The sequence below is a fragment of the Chryseobacterium sp. D764 genome (assembly GCF_019317325.1).
Classification (GTDB): domain Bacteria; phylum Bacteroidota; class Bacteroidia; order Flavobacteriales; family Weeksellaceae; genus Chryseobacterium.
In genome coordinates this window covers 3335933-3352948 of record NZ_CP079219.1, presented here as the reverse complement: position 1 = coordinate 3352948, position 17016 = coordinate 3335933, and the positions used below count along the sequence as shown (strand labels likewise).

The window sequence follows — 17016 nt, the reverse complement described above, 5'->3', positions numbered from 1 at the left end:
TAAAATAAGACTGAAACAAAAAAAAGACTGCTTTTAGATAAAGTAGTCTTTTTTTGTTTTTATGAGATTAATAATCCATCCAGGATTTGAAAATAGAGGCTTTTTCACGGCTTACAACCACTTCCATATCGGGCTGTTTTCTCAGTTCCAGTTTTAGCTTTCCATTAAAATGATTAAAGATTTGCTTTACTGAATTGATGTGAATAATAAATTGTCTGTTGGCCCGGAAAAAGAATTTGGGATCTAACTGTTTCTCAAGTTCTTCCAGCGTTTGCGGAACATTCTCTACCACCCCTGTATTCAACATCGCTTTGCTGATTCCCAATTCAGTATAAATGTATAGGATATCTTCTGCCAAAACGGTTTTATATCCATCTCTGTGGGCTATGAGAAAGCGCTTTCTGTAATCTTTCGGCTGAATATAATTCAATAATCCTTCAATAGCTGTTCCTACTACCGGAACGGCTTCCATAAAGGTTTCATAACGTTTTAAAGCGGCATCCAGCTCTTCTTCTTCAATGGGTTTCAGCAGATAATCTACACTGTTGTATTTAAATGCCTGTACTGCATATTCATCGTATGCTGTAGTGAATATAACTGCACTTTTAATTTCATGCTTGTTGAATATTTCAAAGCTGAGCCCATCTGCAAGGCGTACATCCATCATGATGACATCCGGAACGACATTATTTTCCAGCCAGTGTACTGTTGAGGTTATCGAGTCTTCTACAGACAGGATTTCGATATGGGGTCTTAACTTCAACAACAGTCTTTTTAATCTTTCAGCATTGGGTCTTTCGTCTTCAACGATTAAAACTTTATTAATCTTCATATCAATGGGAGTTTTACAATAAATTTATCTTCCGTTTTTTCAATTACAGGCTTAGGATATCCCAGGATTTCGTACCGTGCAATAATATTGGTGAGTCCTACTCCTGAGGAATCCGGCTTATTGATCAAAGGCAGAAATGTATTGGAAACCACCAATTCTCCTTCAGGGTTTGTATAAACGTGAATTTCCAGAGGATTTAATTTAGAAGTTTGATTATGCTTAATGGCATTTTCAACCAACAATTGTAAAGACAGTGGAAGGGTAAATCTGGACCTGTATTCTTCCTGAATATCTATTTTGAATATAACACCTTCACCAATTCTTTTTTCAATCAGAAAGATGTAGGATTCTAAAAATTTGAGCTCCTCTTCTACTGCAATAATATCTTTTTTGGAATTGACCAACAGATATCTGTATACTCTTGCAAACTTCTCTGAGTATTCATACCCCAGCTGCTGATCTTCAAGGATGAGTTCTGACAGTACACTTAAGTTGTTGAAAATAAAATGAGGGTCTATCTGAAGCTTAAGAGCCTGAAGCTCTGCCGCCATAGCAGCCTGCTTGTGTTTTGATGCCCTAAGTTTATGCTGGGCTGCTTCTACGGCAGTTTTTTTCCAGTTTTCAAGTAAATAATCCACGGTATTAAAGGCACTGATAATCAACGATATTACAATATTAGTTGCGATCCATTGTCCCAACAGCGTGTATTCTTTGCGGGAATCCATTTCGGGTAATGTCACTGAGGTACAGTCTACAATGGCATTAATAATGATCACAATCATGACACTTCCCACGATCTGAATCAAACACTGGATGAGCAATCGCTTCACGGTTCTGTTACTCCAGGGAAGCAGCTTATTGAGTGTTCTGTCTATAAATATACTTACCTCTGAGATGATGATAGAAAAAAAGACAATCCATGAGGCATCTTCCAGAATCATCCTCAGCGGAGCGTTCAAATATTCTTTCCAAACAGGGTCAAAAGGATCAATAAGATAGGAAAAAACACAGAAAGTAACTACTGCTACTGCCCAGATCACGAGCCTTCTCTTCATGGTAGAAAGAATCTTCTTATTTCTTACTATATTTTTTCTGATGGTAGAAATCCTATTCATATCCGGGATTTTATGAATGTAAATATAGAAATAGATTTTAGACGAATCCCTCCTATTTTAGCCGAGACCGCCAAAACCGTACCTGAAACGTAAAATAGCAGCGTTCAAATGGATGTGATGCTTCATCACCTGAAAAAGACAGTTCATCATCATTTTATGCAATGTCACCTTATTTTTACCATAGGTGAAATCCTGTATACCATAGTTTTGCAGTATTAAATCCGGAACAATGAAAACAATAATTGTCTGCACAGATTTTTCCCACGAAGCTGAAAATGCTACTCATTATGCAGCATCTATGGCTAAAGAAAATAAATACAGGATTATACTTTTTAATCTTCAAACCGTATCTATTCATGCTTTGAATGCCCAGGCTTCAGCAGATTTTTTCTATGCTCAAACGCTTAAAAATCAGAAAAAACTGGACGACAAGGCCGCCGGACTTACGACGCTTTATGCTATAGAAACCGGATATCATCTGGCTTCCGGCAATTTTATTGAAGAGCTTGAAAAGTGCATACAGATCCACGAATGTGATTTTATTGTGATGGGAATGGCAGAAAAAACGCTTGAACAAAAGCTTTTGGGTAACAGTGTAACAAGAGCTATCCATAGAATAAAAAAGCCGATATTAATTGTCCCTGCCCATATAGAGTATACGGGAATCAGGAAAATTCTTTTTGCTTATGATACCCACAAAAGCATGACCTGGACAGCAATGAATGATATTTATTATTTCATTAATAAGTTTAATGCTGAGATTGAGGTATTCAATGTAAGTGAAAGGCTGGAAGATTTTGCCGAGGTTATTCATGATATTGACCTGAATTCCGGATATGATCTGGATGATATTAAATATAGTTTTAAAATGACTCAATCCATAGAAGTTATCAAAGCTATTGAGGAGGAAATCAGACTCACAAACCCGGATCTTCTGACTATGGTTCCCTACAAATACAACCTTATAGAATCTCTTTTTCACCGAAGTAAAACAGCTATAATGGCTTATAAAAATAAAGTACCATTACTATCAATTCCCCTAAACATAGATTAAGATCAATAAAAATCTGAACACATTTTGAATTATCCTTTTTGCCTTTAAAGGCTAAATTTTACACTTAATCTTGTTTGACAGGACCGGAAATCTCTTCCCGGTCCTGTTTTTTATACTTAGTTTCGGAACCAAACAGATATTGTTATTTTAATAATCATAATTAATATTTTTTTTTAAATAAAAACAAATCAATAATTCATATTCAACTGAATATTAAAAAGCCGTAAATTTAGTAAAGGATAAAAACAGTGTTTTCCCTCTTTTTTATAGTTGTGCCGTTAGCTAATTTTGTTCCATAAAATTAAAAACCATAAAAATGAAAACTTCCTTTTTTACTAAGACTTTAAGTTTGCTTTGTGCAGCATTTATTCTAACGCTCTGTTTTTTAAGCTGCACCCGCTGCTCTGAACCTCCTAAAGAACCCGTTAGTAACAGTTATAAAAAGAAACTGATAAGCTATCGTGAAGGCCGGGTCCTTTTTGATGAATACACGAGAACCAATCATGAAATTCTCATGAAATACAGAAACGGTGAACCTGATTCCCGATGGTACTGGTTTTCACTGGAAGATATGGAAGGCTATATTAAATACGTAAAAGAAAATGCCAAAAAACAAAAATTAAAAAATCCGGGAATCAGGATCTATATGGGAAAATATCCTGTGAATCATCCTAAAAACAAAATGGCAAAACCTGAATATGCAGGCTATCAAACCATATTTTTAGTTCCTACATCCCAAAAAAGAAAAGGTGACAATGCGATGGCCAGATCGGCGTCCACCGAGGAAAATACAGACGTCCCTTCTATAGAATCTATGAATATGACCAATCTGGCACCACCTCCAAAAACCCTGTCAGGAACCATGCCTTAAAAACACAAAATTATGAACTGGAATATTGAAACAGGGAAACAGATATCGATAATCCTATCCATCATAGTGATGCTTTTAATGGTCATAAAACATAGAAAAACCGGAAAGGAGAACTTATTTTTTATTATTGGATATCTGTTGTTTTCCCTGATTGATATTTTCTGTTATTTCTACTACGACCTGACAAACCTGCCTACGGACATATTTTATGTAATTGGGTTTTTAATGATCGTATTCTTTTTGTATTTATTTTATTATCACCAGTTATTATATGTTCCGCTGCTCAAAAAGATACAGACTATCATCCTGGCTCTTTTCGTCCTCAATATTGCTGTAATGTTTTCTACGGAAGACGATCTGCTTCATCATTTTTCTTTTAATATGCTGTATGTAGATATTCTTCTGTTGTTATTTTCAATTATTTTGTTCCTGTACCAAACCTTTAATTCTGATAAGATACTGGAAATAAAGAGCTATTTACCATTCTGGATATCAGTGGCTTTACTGATCTTTTTTATTGGAAGTATTCCGATACTCTTTTTCAGAACTACTGTTTCGGAGACTATTTATTTCTTCATTTTATTTATGCTGAATCTGATCAGTAACGGTATACTCATATTGGGCTTAATTTGGAACAAACAAGAAAAAATAAGATAAATCCTTTTCAGATATGGAAGAGAATAATTTGGTCATCATCTTTACGATTACTTTATTCATCGTTGTTTTGACAATGATCTTCATTTATGCTGTTTTCATTAAGAAAAAGACAACCTTGCTGATAGAGCAAAAAGAAAAAGATTTGCGGTTTGAAAAAGAGCTGGCCACTTCACAGGTAGAAATGAAGGAACAGACCTTGAATTATATCGGACAGGAATTACACGATGATCTGGGACAAAAACTTTCTGTGGTCCGGCTGCGGCAAAACCAACTGATTACCAAATTAAAAAACAACGAAAAAGAAGATCTGATTGAGCTCAATGAACTATTGGGCGAATGTATACAGGATATAAGAAACCTGTCTAAAACATTAATTACCGAACAGATCATTCATTTCGGACTGGCAGAATCCATTGAAAGAGAAGTTCAGCGGATCAAAAAATTGAAATTATTAAAAATAGAATTTATCACTCAAAAGCAGGATATTGATATTTCCCCTAAACATGGTCTGATCCTTTTCAGGATTGTCCAGGAAAGTATTAACAATATTCTAAAACATTCCAAGGCCAAAAATGTTTCCGTACAGATAGAAGATGACTGTGAAAAATTACACATCAGTATCTCCGACAACGGAAGAGGCTTTGATACAAACATTATTCAGGATGGCTCAGGATTAAAAAACATGGAACTGAGAGCAAAACTGATTCATGCCGAACTGTCTATACACTCAGAATTGAATAAAGGAACACAAACTTTGATAACCTATCACAAAAATTTATTATGAAAACTATCCCCATAGCGATCGTTGATGATCATACCTTAATTTCCAAAGCTTTGGAAAATATGATCACAGAAAACACTCAATATCGGGTAATTATGAATCATCCCAACGGAGAAGAATTTATTGCAGATGTGGAAAAAGCTTCTGAATTACCCGCCGTAGTACTGATGGATGTTAATATGCCTTATAAAAACGGTATAGAAACTACAGAATGGCTTACGGAGCATTATCCTGACATCAAAGTCATTGCCCTGACCATGGATGATGATGAAAAAGTTCTTATCAGAATGCTGAAGGCAGGTGCTAAAGGATATTTACTGAAAGACATGCAGCCTGCTATTCTCTTTCAGGCCATAGACACTGTATTCGAGAAAGGTAGTTTTTATACTGATTTTGTAGCTCAGAAATTATTGAAAGTAAAAACAGAGGAAATGAAAAATGCATCCCTGCTTTCCGAGCTTAAAGACAGAGAGAGAGAATTTATAAAATGGGCGTGCAGTGAGCTTACCTACAAAGAAATTGCTGACAAGATGTGCCTGAGTCCGAAAACAATAGATGGTTACAGAGATTCCGTTTTTGTAAAACTGGATATCAAAAACAGAGCAGGCCTAGTCCTTTTTGCCTTGAAACATGATCTATGTTGATTGAATAGTCTCATTTTAAACTTATTTCTTACCCAATATAATAAACATCTTTACATTCTTTTTACGTATCCGGCAGCTTTTCAAGCTGCCGGATTTTCAATTCATAACACACTCATATACAATTAAAAAGGTGTTTTTCCTTTTTCAAAATACGGTTTTCTCCTCTGTTTTTGTCCTTCAGAATAATGGAATTTTGTCATAGAAAAAACACAGAAAGGCAGAACCTGAAAAGCCGAAACAGAGTAGGGAATATTTTTAAAACTAATACAATGAAAAAAGCACTTATCGTAGGTATTAATGATTATGCACCTATCGGTTACGGAGGACCGGATCTTAATGGTTGTGTAAATGACGCAAGAGATATGGCAAATACATTGGTGATCTGTGGTTTTAGTCCGGCAAAGATTAAAATTCTGACCAATCAAAATGCAACACGAGCGAATATATTAAACTATCTGAAATCCATGATCAGCACAAGTGTAAAAGGAGATTCTCTTGTTTTTTATTATTCGGGACACGGGACCAGAGTGGCTAATATAGGATCAGATCTGGAACTGGACGGTTTGGATGAAGCCATTTGCCCACACGATTATGCCAATAACGGAGTCATTCGTGATGATGATTTTAAAACAGTTCTCAGTAAGCTGAAAGCCGGAGTCAATATGGAAGTCATTTTCGACTGCTGCTATTCCGGAACAGGAACCCGAAAAATGGATCTGGGACTGGAAGCGGATTTTCTCAACGAAACCGCCCGCTATATTCCGCCCATGCTTGAAGATGAATTTTATCTGACCTATGCCAGTGAAATGGAATCGTCTAAGAATTCAAAAAAATCAACTGTTCTTACTAAAGCACTTATCCCTGTTGCCGGAATGAATCATACGTTATGGGCAGCTGCAAAAGACAATCAGGTATCTATGGAAGGCAGTATCAGCGGACAGATACGAGGATATTTCACCTATCATTTCTGCAAAATTTTGCGCGCTACCAATGGGAGTATTGTCAGAAAAACGCTTGATAAGCAGGTTGCTATTGCATTGGCGGCTATGGGAGCAGCCCAGATCAACCAAACAGAAAGCATCACTGCAGAATTTTCACAAAAAATATTTACTTAACCAATAACCTTTACCGGCGGAATCCGAAAAGCCATTAAAAGAGTAGGAATACACTAGATTAAAAATAATAATCATGTCTAAAATTGAAAACAACAACCCAATGACAGCAGAAGAAGTTTTAAGACTTAGAACTGTTAAAGCAAAATCAACTGAAAAACCGTCAGCAATTGAAAAATTATCCAGCCAGCTTCCAGCTATGGAAACCCTTAACGGAAGAACTTTTCCGAAAGGAATGAAAACAATAGGAATGCCTATGGATGAAAAAACAGCTGAGATCCGATCTCTGGAAACTGATCATTTCTACCCTACCCATGCTGATTTTGAATACAATCCAAAGCTTGAACCGAAAAGAGACCGTAAACCAAAATTCATTGACAGAGATTCTTTCCTGACTCCGGAAAATGCAAGAACAATTTTCGGAGCAGATCAAAGAAAAGTATATAATTCTACAGCCTATCCATGGAGATGTGTCGGCAGGGTAGAAAGTTCTTTAGGATCAGGAAGTGGTGTAATGATAGGACCAAGACACCTTCTTACCTGTTCTCATATTGTTGACTGGCAGCCCAATAACACAACGGGATGGCTGAAGTTCACTCCAATGTATTATAACGGCAGTGCTCCTTACGGAACCGCTTGGGGTACATTAACCTATTACAAGTATAAAGTAGCAGGTCCATCTATTGATTCAACAGAAATACAATACGATTATGTTGTCATTGTATTAGACAGACCTATCGGAAACAGCACAGGATGGCTAGGTTCAAAATCCTACTCTGACTCATGGGATGGAGGCGCTTACTGGACTCACGCTGGATATCCGGGAGACCTTACAGGAACTCAAAGACCAACATACCAAACAGGTATCGCACTGGATGGAGATTTCTGGAGTGCTGATGACAACGAAAGCATGAGCCATAAAGCAGATATATGGCCTGGACAAAGCGGAGGCCCTTTCTGGGGATATTGGGATGGCTCTCCGTATGCTGTGGCTACTCAAAGTGCCCACAACCCAAGCGATAATTTTGCAAGTGGCGGCTCAGATTTAGTAAATCTGGTCATCAGAGCAAGAAATGAACATCCTTAATTTTTTTTAGTTTCAATAACCAGCCCATCTTTGAAAGGTGGGCTGGTTTTATTTTATGCTTTAACAATTTTACTTTTAAAGCATTTTCAAGTAATTCTTCGGAGTATTCTCAATATTTTAATACATTTGTTACAAAACATATCTCAGATGAATTTCGAGCAGATCAACTTACACCTTGAGGCTTATAAAGAACATGATCAGATTCTGGATGCAGCAAAATATCTGATCCATTCCTTTGATCTTGAACATGAGAACTTTGCAGGATTTGGATTCAGGGAAGAACTTTCTCCCACTTCAATGCTTCTTACAGCAGAAGGAGGTCTGGGCGGGCCGCAAACCGTAATGATCCCAAGAAATTTATTTGATTTTGACCTGAACCTTGTCCTTAATATGGTGGCGCACGAAATGCTCCATGTAAGGCAGAAAGCTCCCGGACAGGTAATTGAAGACAAAAATGAGAGAGAATTTCAGGCCTATTATGAAATGCTTTTTCACAAAGTTTTTCCACAAATTCCTGAAGTTTCAGATTTTCATAAAAAATTCTTCGGGGGAAAAGCTCTGGAGTATTACAAAAGAATGGGTGAAGGATCAGTCTTACAGCAAAAATATGCAGAACAGAAAACAGAAGTAGAACATTTAATCAACGAATTACCATGACAGTAAAACCAGATATCACCTGGGCAGATTTTGAAAAAATAGACATCAGATGCGGAACGATAATCTCTGTGAATGATTTTGAAAAGGCAAGAAAACCGTCTTACCAGCTGGAAATAGACTTTGGAGACTTAGGAATCAGAAAATCATCTGCACAAATTACCTCTCTTTACAAAAAAGAGGAACTTGTTGGAAAGCAGATCTTAGCGGTAGTTAATTTCCCTAAAAAACAGATTGCCAATTTCTTCAGTGAATGTCTTGTGTTGGGATTATATGGTGAAGACAAAAGTGATGTCACTCTTGTAACCCCTTCATTACCTACAAAAAATGGGATGCAGGTAGGATAATAAAAAACACAACACATATGATACAGAGTATACCTTTAGAAAGAGTTTTATTCCTTGATATTGAGACCGTTCCACAGGCGGGGTCCTGGGACGACTTATCCGAAACTGAGCAATATCTATGGGACAAGAAAACCCGGTTTCAGAGAAAAGAAGAAATCTCTGCAGAAGAGTTTTATGACAGAGCCGGTATTATGGCCGAATTTGGAAAAATCATCTGTATCTCCATCGGAATGCTTGAAAAGAATGAAACTCTAAAAATAAAAAGTTTTTCCGGACACGATGAAAAGAAAATGCTTCAGGAATTTGGCGAAATCTTCAACAGCCCAAGACTTTACAACGTGATTCTCTGTGCTCATAATGGAAAAGAATTTGATTTCCCATGGATTGCCAGACGATACCTTATCAACGGGATACTGCCTCCTGCTCCGTTTCAGATGTTTGGAAAGAAACCCTGGGAGGTCCCTCACATCGATACGATGGAACTATGGAAGTTTGGAGATTATAAAAGTTTTGTATCCCTTGAATTACTGGCGCATGTCTTTGGAATTCCTACTCCAAAAGATGATATTGACGGCTCAATGGTTTCATCAATTTACTACATAGAAAAAGACTTGCAGAGAATTGTAGACTATTGTGAAAAAGATGTCTTAACTTTGGCGAATATTTTCCGGCGCATGCGTCAGGAAGATTTGTTGAAAAGGAATATCAATCTAGATTAAAAAATGAAATTTACAGACGATCAAATTGCTGACATTGGTGAGGAAATCATTGGTGTACTGAAAACCGTATATGACCCCGAAATTCCGGTAGATATTTACGAATTAGGACTGATTTACGATGTTCAGATCTCCGATGATGCTGACGTAAAAATTATAATGACCCTTACTACTCCCAACTGCCCTGTTGCAGAAACACTTCCTCAGGAGGTAAAAGATAAAGTGGCTGAAGTAGAGAACGTAAAAAGTGTAGATTTAGAGTTGACTTTCGAACCAAGCTGGAATAAGGATATGATGAGCGAGGAAGCGAAGTTTGAATTAGGAATGCTATAAAATCATTCAGAAAATAATGGCAAAAAAAATCGGAGCAGTAGTCCTTGCCTTTCTTGGAATATATATGCTTTATTTAGGAGCCCGGATGCAGGCACAACCTCCTTTTATTACTGGAGTAGGCTTCATCATTATTTCTCTGTTTCACTTAACTAAAAAATAAGTACAGCTGAAAATATTGTACCATAAAAGAAAAGGATGTCTGATTAGACATCCTTTTTTCTGTATTCATATTGCTTACATTTCTTTTGCTATTTCCCTTCCATCTCTTCTGCTCCACTCACTCCATGAACCTACATACAGATCCGGCACTGGGAAGCCTGCATAGTCCAGCGCCAAAATAGTATGACAGGCGGTAACTCCTGAGCCACAATGAATGATCAGATGCTCAGGTTTATTCTCTAATAACTGCTTATATTTTTCTTTTAACACTTCCGGGTTCAGAAAGTTTCCGTTTTCATCAAGGTTTTCAGAAAAAGGAATATTAATCGCTCCGGGAATATGCCCCGCAACCAGGTCAATGGGTTCAGATTCCCCTTTATAACGATAGGCATCTCTTACATCAATAACCGTAGAAGAATTGTTTTTCAACTCATTTTCAACAACTTCCAAACTCGAAACAGGAAGAAACCAATGTTCTTTTTTGATTAGAGAAGCTTTCTCAAATGTTTCCTCTCCAGAAGAAAATTCAAGTCCATTTTTTTCTGTAGCCTGCATTCCGCCATCAAGAACCTGAACTCTTTCAAAACCGAAAGATCTTAACATCCACCAGGCTCTTGCAGCAGCATTTGAGGCATTTTTATCATCATACACAATGATATGAGAATTTTCTGCAATTCCAAGGTTTGAAAGTGTTTCCGCAAATTTTTCTACGGAAGGAAGCGGATGTCTCCCGCCAAAAGCAGCATCTTCCCCTATCTCAGCCAGATCTTTATCCAGATCTATGAATCGAGCTCCTTTTATGTGTCTTTCAAGGTAATTCTGCTTTATGTCTTTTCCTGTTCTTGCATCAAGAATGATAAGATTTTCTGTTTGAAGGTTTTTCAAATCGGATGGGGAGATTATTGGAGTCATTTTGTCGATTTTGGAATTAATACTAAATATGATCATGGACACAATCCATTATATTTGAACGCATTAAGAAGACAGATAGTTCAGCCGTATTTTTTTCATTCCGTAGGAATCTTAATTCCATTATTGAAAAAACAATCTGGATTCCTACGGAATGACAAATTTAACTCTTATCCATCCTAAGATCTATTTAAATTGTTAGATCTGTGAAATTTATGATTTATTCTTTTTAAAAATGAAAAATATCCTTCGCTTTATTATAAGAACTTTCAAAATTCAGAAGATTCAGTTTATGTTCTGCTTTTTCAACGCTCATAAAGTTAATCACCTGCTCAGTAGGCATATTTCCAACAAGATCATCTTTAGCCATAGGACATCCTCCGATTCCCTTGATGGCGCTGTCAAATCTTCTGCAGCCTTTATCATAAGCCGCTTTTAATTTTGAATAAGAATCTTCATAACGGTTATGAAAATGTCCTCCGAAGTTGATTTCAGGATATTTTGAAGGTATTTTTTCAAACAAAAGGGCAATAGTTTCCGGTGTTGCCACCCCTGTTGTATCCGATAATAAAATATCTTTCACTCCGATATCTGAGAATCTTTGTGCCCAATGATCAACATCTTCCCATTTCCACATTTCTCCGTATGGATTTCCAAAAGCCATGGAGAAATAGATGTTAAGCTGCTTGCCTTCACTTTTTACCAGATCAAGCATTTTAATGATTTCATCAAAAGCTTCTTCCTGACTTTTATTGGTATTTCTGTGCTGAAAAGTTTCGGAAATAGAAAACGGAAAACCAAGAATATCAACAGATTGGTGTTTCAATGCTTTTTCAGCACCTCTATAATTACCGATAATTGCTGAAACCTTCGTTTTGGAACGTGATTTGTCAATATTTTCGGCCACCTCATCAGAATCAGCCATCTGCGGAATTGCTTTCGGAGAAACAAAACTCAGACAATCCAATACATCAAAGCCAACATCCATCAAGGAGTTGATATAATCTATTTTTTTATCGGTAGGGATAAATTCTCCCCATCCCTGCATGGCATCTCTAGGACATTCGGTAAGAAACATTGTTACTTTTTGATTTTCTCAAATATAATAAAACTAAACTACTTAATATACTGTACATACAAAGCTAACACTATTTTGATTTTCAAAGTTTTATATCTGATTTATAATTTCGATAACTGATATTAAATCGCAAATAACGTATTCTCAGCATCAAATTTGCTAACTTTGTTAAAATTTATGATATCTGATGAGTACAATAGAATTCAACCCATTGTGGAAAGAGAAATTACTGAACCGTTTTCTTAGCTATGTAAAAATATATTCAACCAGCGATGCAGAAAGTGAAACTACACCTTCTACTCCCCGCCAGTGGGATATTGCCAATTACATTACTGAAGAGCTGAAAACTATCGGCCTGGAAAATGTTTCAATTGATGAGCATGGATATATTATGGGATATGTTCCTTCTAACCTTGAAAATGATGACAGACCTACGATCGGATTTATTTCACACTATGATACTTCACCGGACTTCAGTGGAGAAAATGTAAAACCTCAGGTTTGGGAAAATTATGATGGAAATGATCTTCTTTTGAACCAGACGACAGGATTCACATTATCTCCTGCAAGATTTGAAAGTTTAAAAAAATATATCGGCCAGACGTTAATTACTACTGACGGAACTACTCTTCTCGGTGCTGATGATAAAGCGGGTTGTGCAGAGATTGTAACGGCTGCAGAATATCTTATTGCTCATCCGGAAATCAAACACGGAAGAATTGCTATAGGATTTACTCCTGATGAAGAAATCGGAAGAGGAGCACATAAATTTGATGTCGCTAAATTCGGTGCTGAATGGGCGTATACAATGGACGGTGGAGAAGTTGGAGAACTTGAATATGAGAACTTTAACGCTGCCGGAGCTGTGGTAAAAATTCATGGATTGAGCGTTCACCCGGGTTATGCTTACGGAAAAATGATCAATGCAGCTCTTTTAGCGGCTGAATTTGCTCAGACACTTCCGGCTAATGAAACACCTTCAACAACAAAAGGTTTTGACGGATTCTATCATTTAATGGATATTACCGCTGATATCTCTGAAGCTAAACTTCAGTACATTATCCGTGATCATGATGCAGATAAATTTGAAGCCAGAAAGAAATTCATGGAAGGAAAAATCGCGGAATTCAATCAAAAGCATGGTGAAGGAACTGCTGAAGTGGAGATCAAGGAGCAATACAGAAACATGAAGCAGCAGTTTGAAGGTAAAATGCACATTGTAGATCTTGCTGCAAAAGCAATGACTGAAGCTGGTATTGAACCTAAGATCAAGGCAATCAGAGGAGGAACAGACGGTGCTCAGCTTTCTTATATGGGACTTCCATGTCCGAATATTTTCGCAGGAGGAATCAACTTCCACGGACCCTATGAGTATGTAGCTCTGGAAAGTATGGAAAAAGCGACTGAAGTAATTATTAATATTGTAAAAGCTTAATAAATCATGAAAAAGGTCTTAGCATCAGCATTCATTTTCACTTTTATTTTCGGCAGTGCCCAGATTTCTGAATTTCAAAGGGCAGATTCACGCTATGAAAGAAAGAAAACGGCTCTGTATAACAAATATCCTAAGCCTAATGATTTAAGAACGAAAAAAGAATGGCTTTTGACGGAAGATAAAATAGCGGCTTACCAGGATGCTTTAGATAAAGCCTCTCTTGAAGATCAGAAAATGATTGCTGCAGATCCTCCGACAAAAGCAAAAGTCACTAAAGAAGCTGAATATGATAAAGGCAAAGCAGCCTTTCAAAAATTATTATATGAAGCTGTGGATCTTGATTTTTTAAACTTTTCTTCAGAAACATACAAATCAACAATAACTTTTGTTGTTGATTCTAAAGGAAATGCTCTGAATCCTAATGTAAAAGGAAATAATGAAGATGTAAATGCATTTATTGAAGCCGCTTTTTACCGGATGAAAGATAAAGGCAAGTGGAAACCGGCAGAAGACAAAGGAAAACCAGTGTCATCAAATGTTTCTATTCCTTTGGCGTTGACTTTTAAAAAATAATATAAGTAACCCGCTCCCATAAGAGCGGGTTTTTCTTTGCCTTTTTAGGAATATATTATGAGGAATTAAAATATAAATTCCATTGAAAACCATTATGTTATTGACAGTAATTTAATATGATTCTTTTGTAATCTTTAAATAATTCACTTAAATTAGAGAAAACTTAAAATCACTGCTTATGAAAAGGAAATCTAATTTCTTCAAAATCAACAGAAAATTTTATTTTTCTCTTCTTTTTTCTATTTTCTGTTTGTTTCTTTTAACGTCTTGTTTTCATGAAGATCCGGTGGAAGCTCCTGTTGAAAATCCTGCAGAGTCATTTCCTATGAAAACATTAGGAAATCTTACTTTACAGAGAAATGTTATCATTCTGAATGATGAATCTGTCAATGCGATTTCCATTCACAATGACAGGGAAATTACATTTAGCCGTACAACTCCGCAAACGGATAGTATTTCGGCAGGAACCGTTATTGTTGGTACAAAAGTAGAAGGTGACCAGGTGAGCACAATCCTTTCAAAAGTAAGCTCTGTTTCTAAGGCCAATAATCAGTTTACTGTACAAGCCTCCAGCGCGAAGCTTGAAGAATTTATCTATAGCGGAACGTTAAGCGGAGTGTATGATCCTTCAGATAAAGCACCTGTAAGCATCAATGGGAAAATGGTGAATTATGTTCCCGTAGAAGGCTTGGTTTCCCAGGAAATTAATCGTAAAATACTTTCTATTGAAGCAAAGAATCTCCAAAATCAAAAGATAGTTGCCTTCAACCGTTTTAATTTTGATAAAACTTTTTCTTTTCCTTTATCTTCAGCAGGAACATCCAGCGTGAACGTAAAAGGTGGATTTACTCCAAAAATTGATTATAATATCACATTCTCATGGGGACATTTAGCTGATTTTTATGTCAATCTTATCATGGATGACATCCAGCTTAAAAGTTCTGCGAGTATTGTAGGAAGCTTAGGGTATACAGCAAGTACTACAGATTACCTGAATATTCCTATTGTTCCTATTGTGTTGGGACCTACAGGACTTATTTTAAGTCCTACCCTTTCTGCCGGACCTTTTCTGGGTGTAGAAGCGGCAGGAAAAGTACAGGGACAGCTTTTGGATCTTGAAGGAAATGCCAACTTTCTGGTAAGCAAAACCCCGGCACTCAATATCAATCTGAAAAAGAAGTCAGATCCCGTTATCACCGGTGCTGAAGGAAACCTGTCTGCTGAAGCAGGCGTAGAGGCTAAAGGAGCAGTAGGACTGATGTTTATTTCTATTCCAATTGCTAATTCCGGATTGAGAGGAAGAGCTTCTGCCCTTTCATCTTTAGGGCTCACATTCATTCCTGAAAGAAAAGGCGTGATCTCCGTAAAAGGCAAAATTCAGGCTGATATGTTTTATGGTTTTGGAATAGCTCCTCTCAGATATGAAGGAACGATTCCTCTTTTCAAAAAAGAATATATGCTGTATCAAAAGGATTTCAGTTTCTAAGACAAAACTTTCTATCTATCATAATAAAGCCACTCCTGTAGTGGCTTTCTTCATATAATGCATCTGCATGCAATTCATTTACAATCCATTAAGACAATTTTATTATATTTACAAGGGTGTACAATTTTAAACAATAACATTTAATACCAAATTAATCATGAAAACAATGAAAAAACTTTTGAGAAAGGACTTAACTACAATTCTGGGCAGCGGAATAGATGGCTGCCACATGGGAGGCAATTCTTATAATTGTCAGGACGACTGCCAATGTGCCTGGGGGCATGCATGTGAAATGTATGAAGACGGAAATCCGGGACAATGCATCTTTGTAGGAGGCGGAAATCCTGGCGGCGGCGGATGTAATCCACCTTCGATCTGTGAAGAACAACCGTATTAGTAATAGCAAACCGGAAGTAGAGATACTTTCGGTTTTATTTTTCACCCTAAAACAGATTCTTGTCAAAGTATCTTTACCATTCATCAAATAAAATTTCATCCCATACTTCATAATTGTTGTTTTGCAACAGATTTTTAACAACACTTAATTTATGAAGCAGCAATTTTTAGCGCTGAGCTCACTATTATTGTGCATTTCCTGCACCATAGAAACGAAAGCACAGCAGACCCCGGCTTTTCACATCGGAGTAAAGGGAGGAGCAAATTTTACAAAAACCTCAACGGAATCTTCTTCCTTAGAAGGGAAATACGGATTCGGTTATCAGGCAGGAGTAATGACAAGAATGGATATCGGAAGACTATATGTGCAGGGAGAGGCCCTGTTCAACAAAAGAAAAACATCATACCAATCCCAAGACGGAAGCTCTTCCAAACTTTCATGGAACGCTATTGATATTCCTGTAGTGGTAGGGTATAAATTCATCAAAACCAATGATTTTAATGTAAGAGCATTTGCCGGAGGTGTTTACAGCTATGCCTTTAATAATAATTTATCTTCTTCTGAGGCTTTGCAGGAAGGTTTTAAAAAATTCGACAAATCCAATATTGGAATTACGGGAGGTATCGGGGTAGATTATAAAAACTTCACGGTAGATCTCAGGTATGAAACAGGTCTTTCAAGCATCAGTAAAGAGTTTAAATCCAAACCTCATAGTTTTTCCCTTGGAATAGGTTATTTCCTGTTCTAAAAAACTTAAATTATCTTTACCATTAGAA

At 36.8% G+C, this 17016-nt stretch carries 22 protein-coding genes; 17 read left to right on the top strand and 5 right to left on the bottom strand.

The window, feature by feature from the left end:
- Positions 1-67: 67 nt before the first annotated feature.
- Genes KYG33_RS15285 through KYG33_RS15275 form a run of 3 tightly spaced genes read right to left on the bottom strand, consistent with a single transcriptional unit; the run spans position 68 to position 2199 of the window.
- Positions 68-832 carry a LytR/AlgR family response regulator transcription factor gene (locus KYG33_RS15285; RefSeq protein WP_077413324.1) on the bottom strand — a complete coding sequence of 255 codons (765 nt, stop codon included), beginning with the start codon at positions 830-832 and terminating at the stop codon, positions 68-70.
- On the bottom strand, positions 829-1947 hold the full coding sequence (locus KYG33_RS15280; protein WP_219072019.1) for a sensor histidine kinase: 1119 nt from the start codon (positions 1945-1947) through the stop codon (positions 829-831). Before KYG33_RS15280 ends, KYG33_RS15285 begins: the two co-directional genes overlap by 4 nt.
- A 57-nt stretch (positions 1948-2004) precedes the next feature.
- Entirely contained in the window at positions 2005-2199 is a 195-nt protein-coding gene (locus KYG33_RS15275) for a hypothetical protein (protein ID WP_219072018.1), read from the bottom strand.
- Here KYG33_RS15275 and KYG33_RS15270 point away from each other — a divergent pair.
- The 12 genes from KYG33_RS15270 to KYG33_RS15215 all read left to right on the top strand — a co-directional run bounded on the left by KYG33_RS15270 (position 2177) and on the right by KYG33_RS15215 (position 10363).
- Positions 2177-3001: a universal stress protein gene (locus tag KYG33_RS15270; protein WP_077413322.1), complete on the top strand. Its 825-nt coding sequence runs from the start codon at positions 2177-2179 to the stop codon at positions 2999-3001. The genes KYG33_RS15275 and KYG33_RS15270 overlap by 23 nt on opposite strands.
- Positions 3002-3317: 316 nt before the next feature.
- Complete coding sequence (locus KYG33_RS15265) at positions 3318-3872, top strand: hypothetical protein (RefSeq protein ID WP_219072017.1); 555 nt, start codon at positions 3318-3320, stop codon at positions 3870-3872.
- Positions 3873-3884: 12 nt separating this feature from the next.
- On the top strand, positions 3885-4529 hold the full coding sequence (locus KYG33_RS15260; RefSeq protein WP_077413320.1) for a hypothetical protein: 645 nt from the start codon (positions 3885-3887) through the stop codon (positions 4527-4529).
- 13 nt (positions 4530-4542) lie between these two features.
- Positions 4543-5313, top strand: coding sequence for a sensor histidine kinase (locus tag KYG33_RS15255; RefSeq protein ID WP_077413319.1), 771 nt, complete (start codon positions 4543-4545; stop codon positions 5311-5313).
- A complete protein-coding gene (locus KYG33_RS15250) occupies positions 5310-5954 on the top strand; it encodes a response regulator transcription factor (protein ID WP_077413318.1) in 645 nt (214 codons plus the stop codon). The genes KYG33_RS15255 and KYG33_RS15250 overlap by 4 nt, the downstream gene beginning before the upstream one ends.
- Before the next feature lie 269 nt (positions 5955-6223).
- Entirely contained in the window at positions 6224-7069 is an 846-nt protein-coding gene (locus KYG33_RS15245) for a caspase domain-containing protein (RefSeq protein ID WP_175627171.1), read from the top strand.
- Positions 7070-7142: 73 nt separating this feature from the next.
- Positions 7143-8153 (top strand): trypsin-like serine peptidase, encoded by a 1011-nt coding sequence (locus tag KYG33_RS15240; protein WP_077413316.1) that lies wholly within the window; start codon positions 7143-7145, stop codon positions 8151-8153.
- A gap of 147 nt (positions 8154-8300) precedes the next feature.
- Positions 8301-8810 carry a hypothetical protein gene (locus tag KYG33_RS15235; RefSeq protein ID WP_077413315.1) on the top strand — a complete coding sequence of 170 codons (510 nt, stop codon included), beginning with the start codon at positions 8301-8303 and terminating at the stop codon, positions 8808-8810.
- Positions 8807-9154 carry a tRNA-binding protein gene (locus KYG33_RS15230; protein ID WP_180564905.1) on the top strand — a complete coding sequence of 116 codons (348 nt, stop codon included), beginning with the start codon at positions 8807-8809 and terminating at the stop codon, positions 9152-9154. Before KYG33_RS15235 ends, KYG33_RS15230 begins: the two co-directional genes overlap by 4 nt.
- 17 nt (positions 9155-9171) lie before the next feature.
- Positions 9172-9873: a 3'-5' exonuclease gene (locus tag KYG33_RS15225; RefSeq protein ID WP_077413313.1), complete on the top strand. Its 702-nt coding sequence runs from the start codon at positions 9172-9174 to the stop codon at positions 9871-9873.
- A gap of 3 nt (positions 9874-9876) precedes the next feature.
- Entirely contained in the window at positions 9877-10203 is a 327-nt protein-coding gene (locus tag KYG33_RS15220) for an SUF system Fe-S cluster assembly protein (protein WP_034691980.1), read from the top strand.
- Between the two features lie 16 nt (positions 10204-10219).
- Positions 10220-10363, top strand: coding sequence for a hypothetical protein (locus KYG33_RS15215; protein ID WP_175627170.1), 144 nt, complete (start codon positions 10220-10222; stop codon positions 10361-10363).
- Positions 10364-10437: 74 nt separating this feature from the next.
- Here the strand turns inward: KYG33_RS15215 and KYG33_RS15210 are convergent, their stop codons facing one another.
- Together KYG33_RS15210 and KYG33_RS15205 are read right to left on the bottom strand one after the other, a co-directional pair.
- Positions 10438-11274: a sulfurtransferase gene (locus tag KYG33_RS15210; RefSeq protein WP_219072016.1), complete on the bottom strand. Its 837-nt coding sequence runs from the start codon at positions 11272-11274 to the stop codon at positions 10438-10440.
- 226 nt (positions 11275-11500) lie between these two features.
- Positions 11501-12349: a hydroxymethylglutaryl-CoA lyase gene (locus KYG33_RS15205; protein WP_180564902.1), complete on the bottom strand. Its 849-nt coding sequence runs from the start codon at positions 12347-12349 to the stop codon at positions 11501-11503.
- A gap of 187 nt (positions 12350-12536) precedes the next feature.
- On the opposite strand from KYG33_RS15205, the gene pepT reads away from it, so the two are divergent.
- The 5 genes from pepT to KYG33_RS15180 all read left to right on the top strand — a co-directional run bounded on the left by pepT (position 12537) and on the right by KYG33_RS15180 (position 16988).
- Entirely contained in the window at positions 12537-13784 is a 1248-nt protein-coding gene (gene pepT / locus KYG33_RS15200; protein WP_077413310.1) for a peptidase T, read from the top strand.
- Positions 13785-13790: 6 nt separating this feature from the next.
- On the top strand, positions 13791-14357 hold the full coding sequence (locus KYG33_RS15195; protein ID WP_180564900.1) for a hypothetical protein: 567 nt from the start codon (positions 13791-13793) through the stop codon (positions 14355-14357).
- A 178-nt stretch (positions 14358-14535) separates the two neighbouring features.
- Positions 14536-15843, top strand: coding sequence for a hypothetical protein (locus KYG33_RS15190; RefSeq protein ID WP_077413308.1), 1308 nt, complete (start codon positions 14536-14538; stop codon positions 15841-15843).
- Between the two features lie 166 nt (positions 15844-16009).
- Positions 16010-16240, top strand: a complete 231-nt coding sequence (locus tag KYG33_RS15185; RefSeq protein ID WP_219072015.1) for a hypothetical protein — start codon at positions 16010-16012, stop codon at positions 16238-16240.
- A 151-nt stretch (positions 16241-16391) separates the two neighbouring features.
- A complete protein-coding gene (locus KYG33_RS15180) occupies positions 16392-16988 on the top strand; it encodes a porin family protein (protein ID WP_077413306.1) in 597 nt (198 codons plus the stop codon).
- Positions 16989-17016 lie beyond the last annotated feature (28 nt).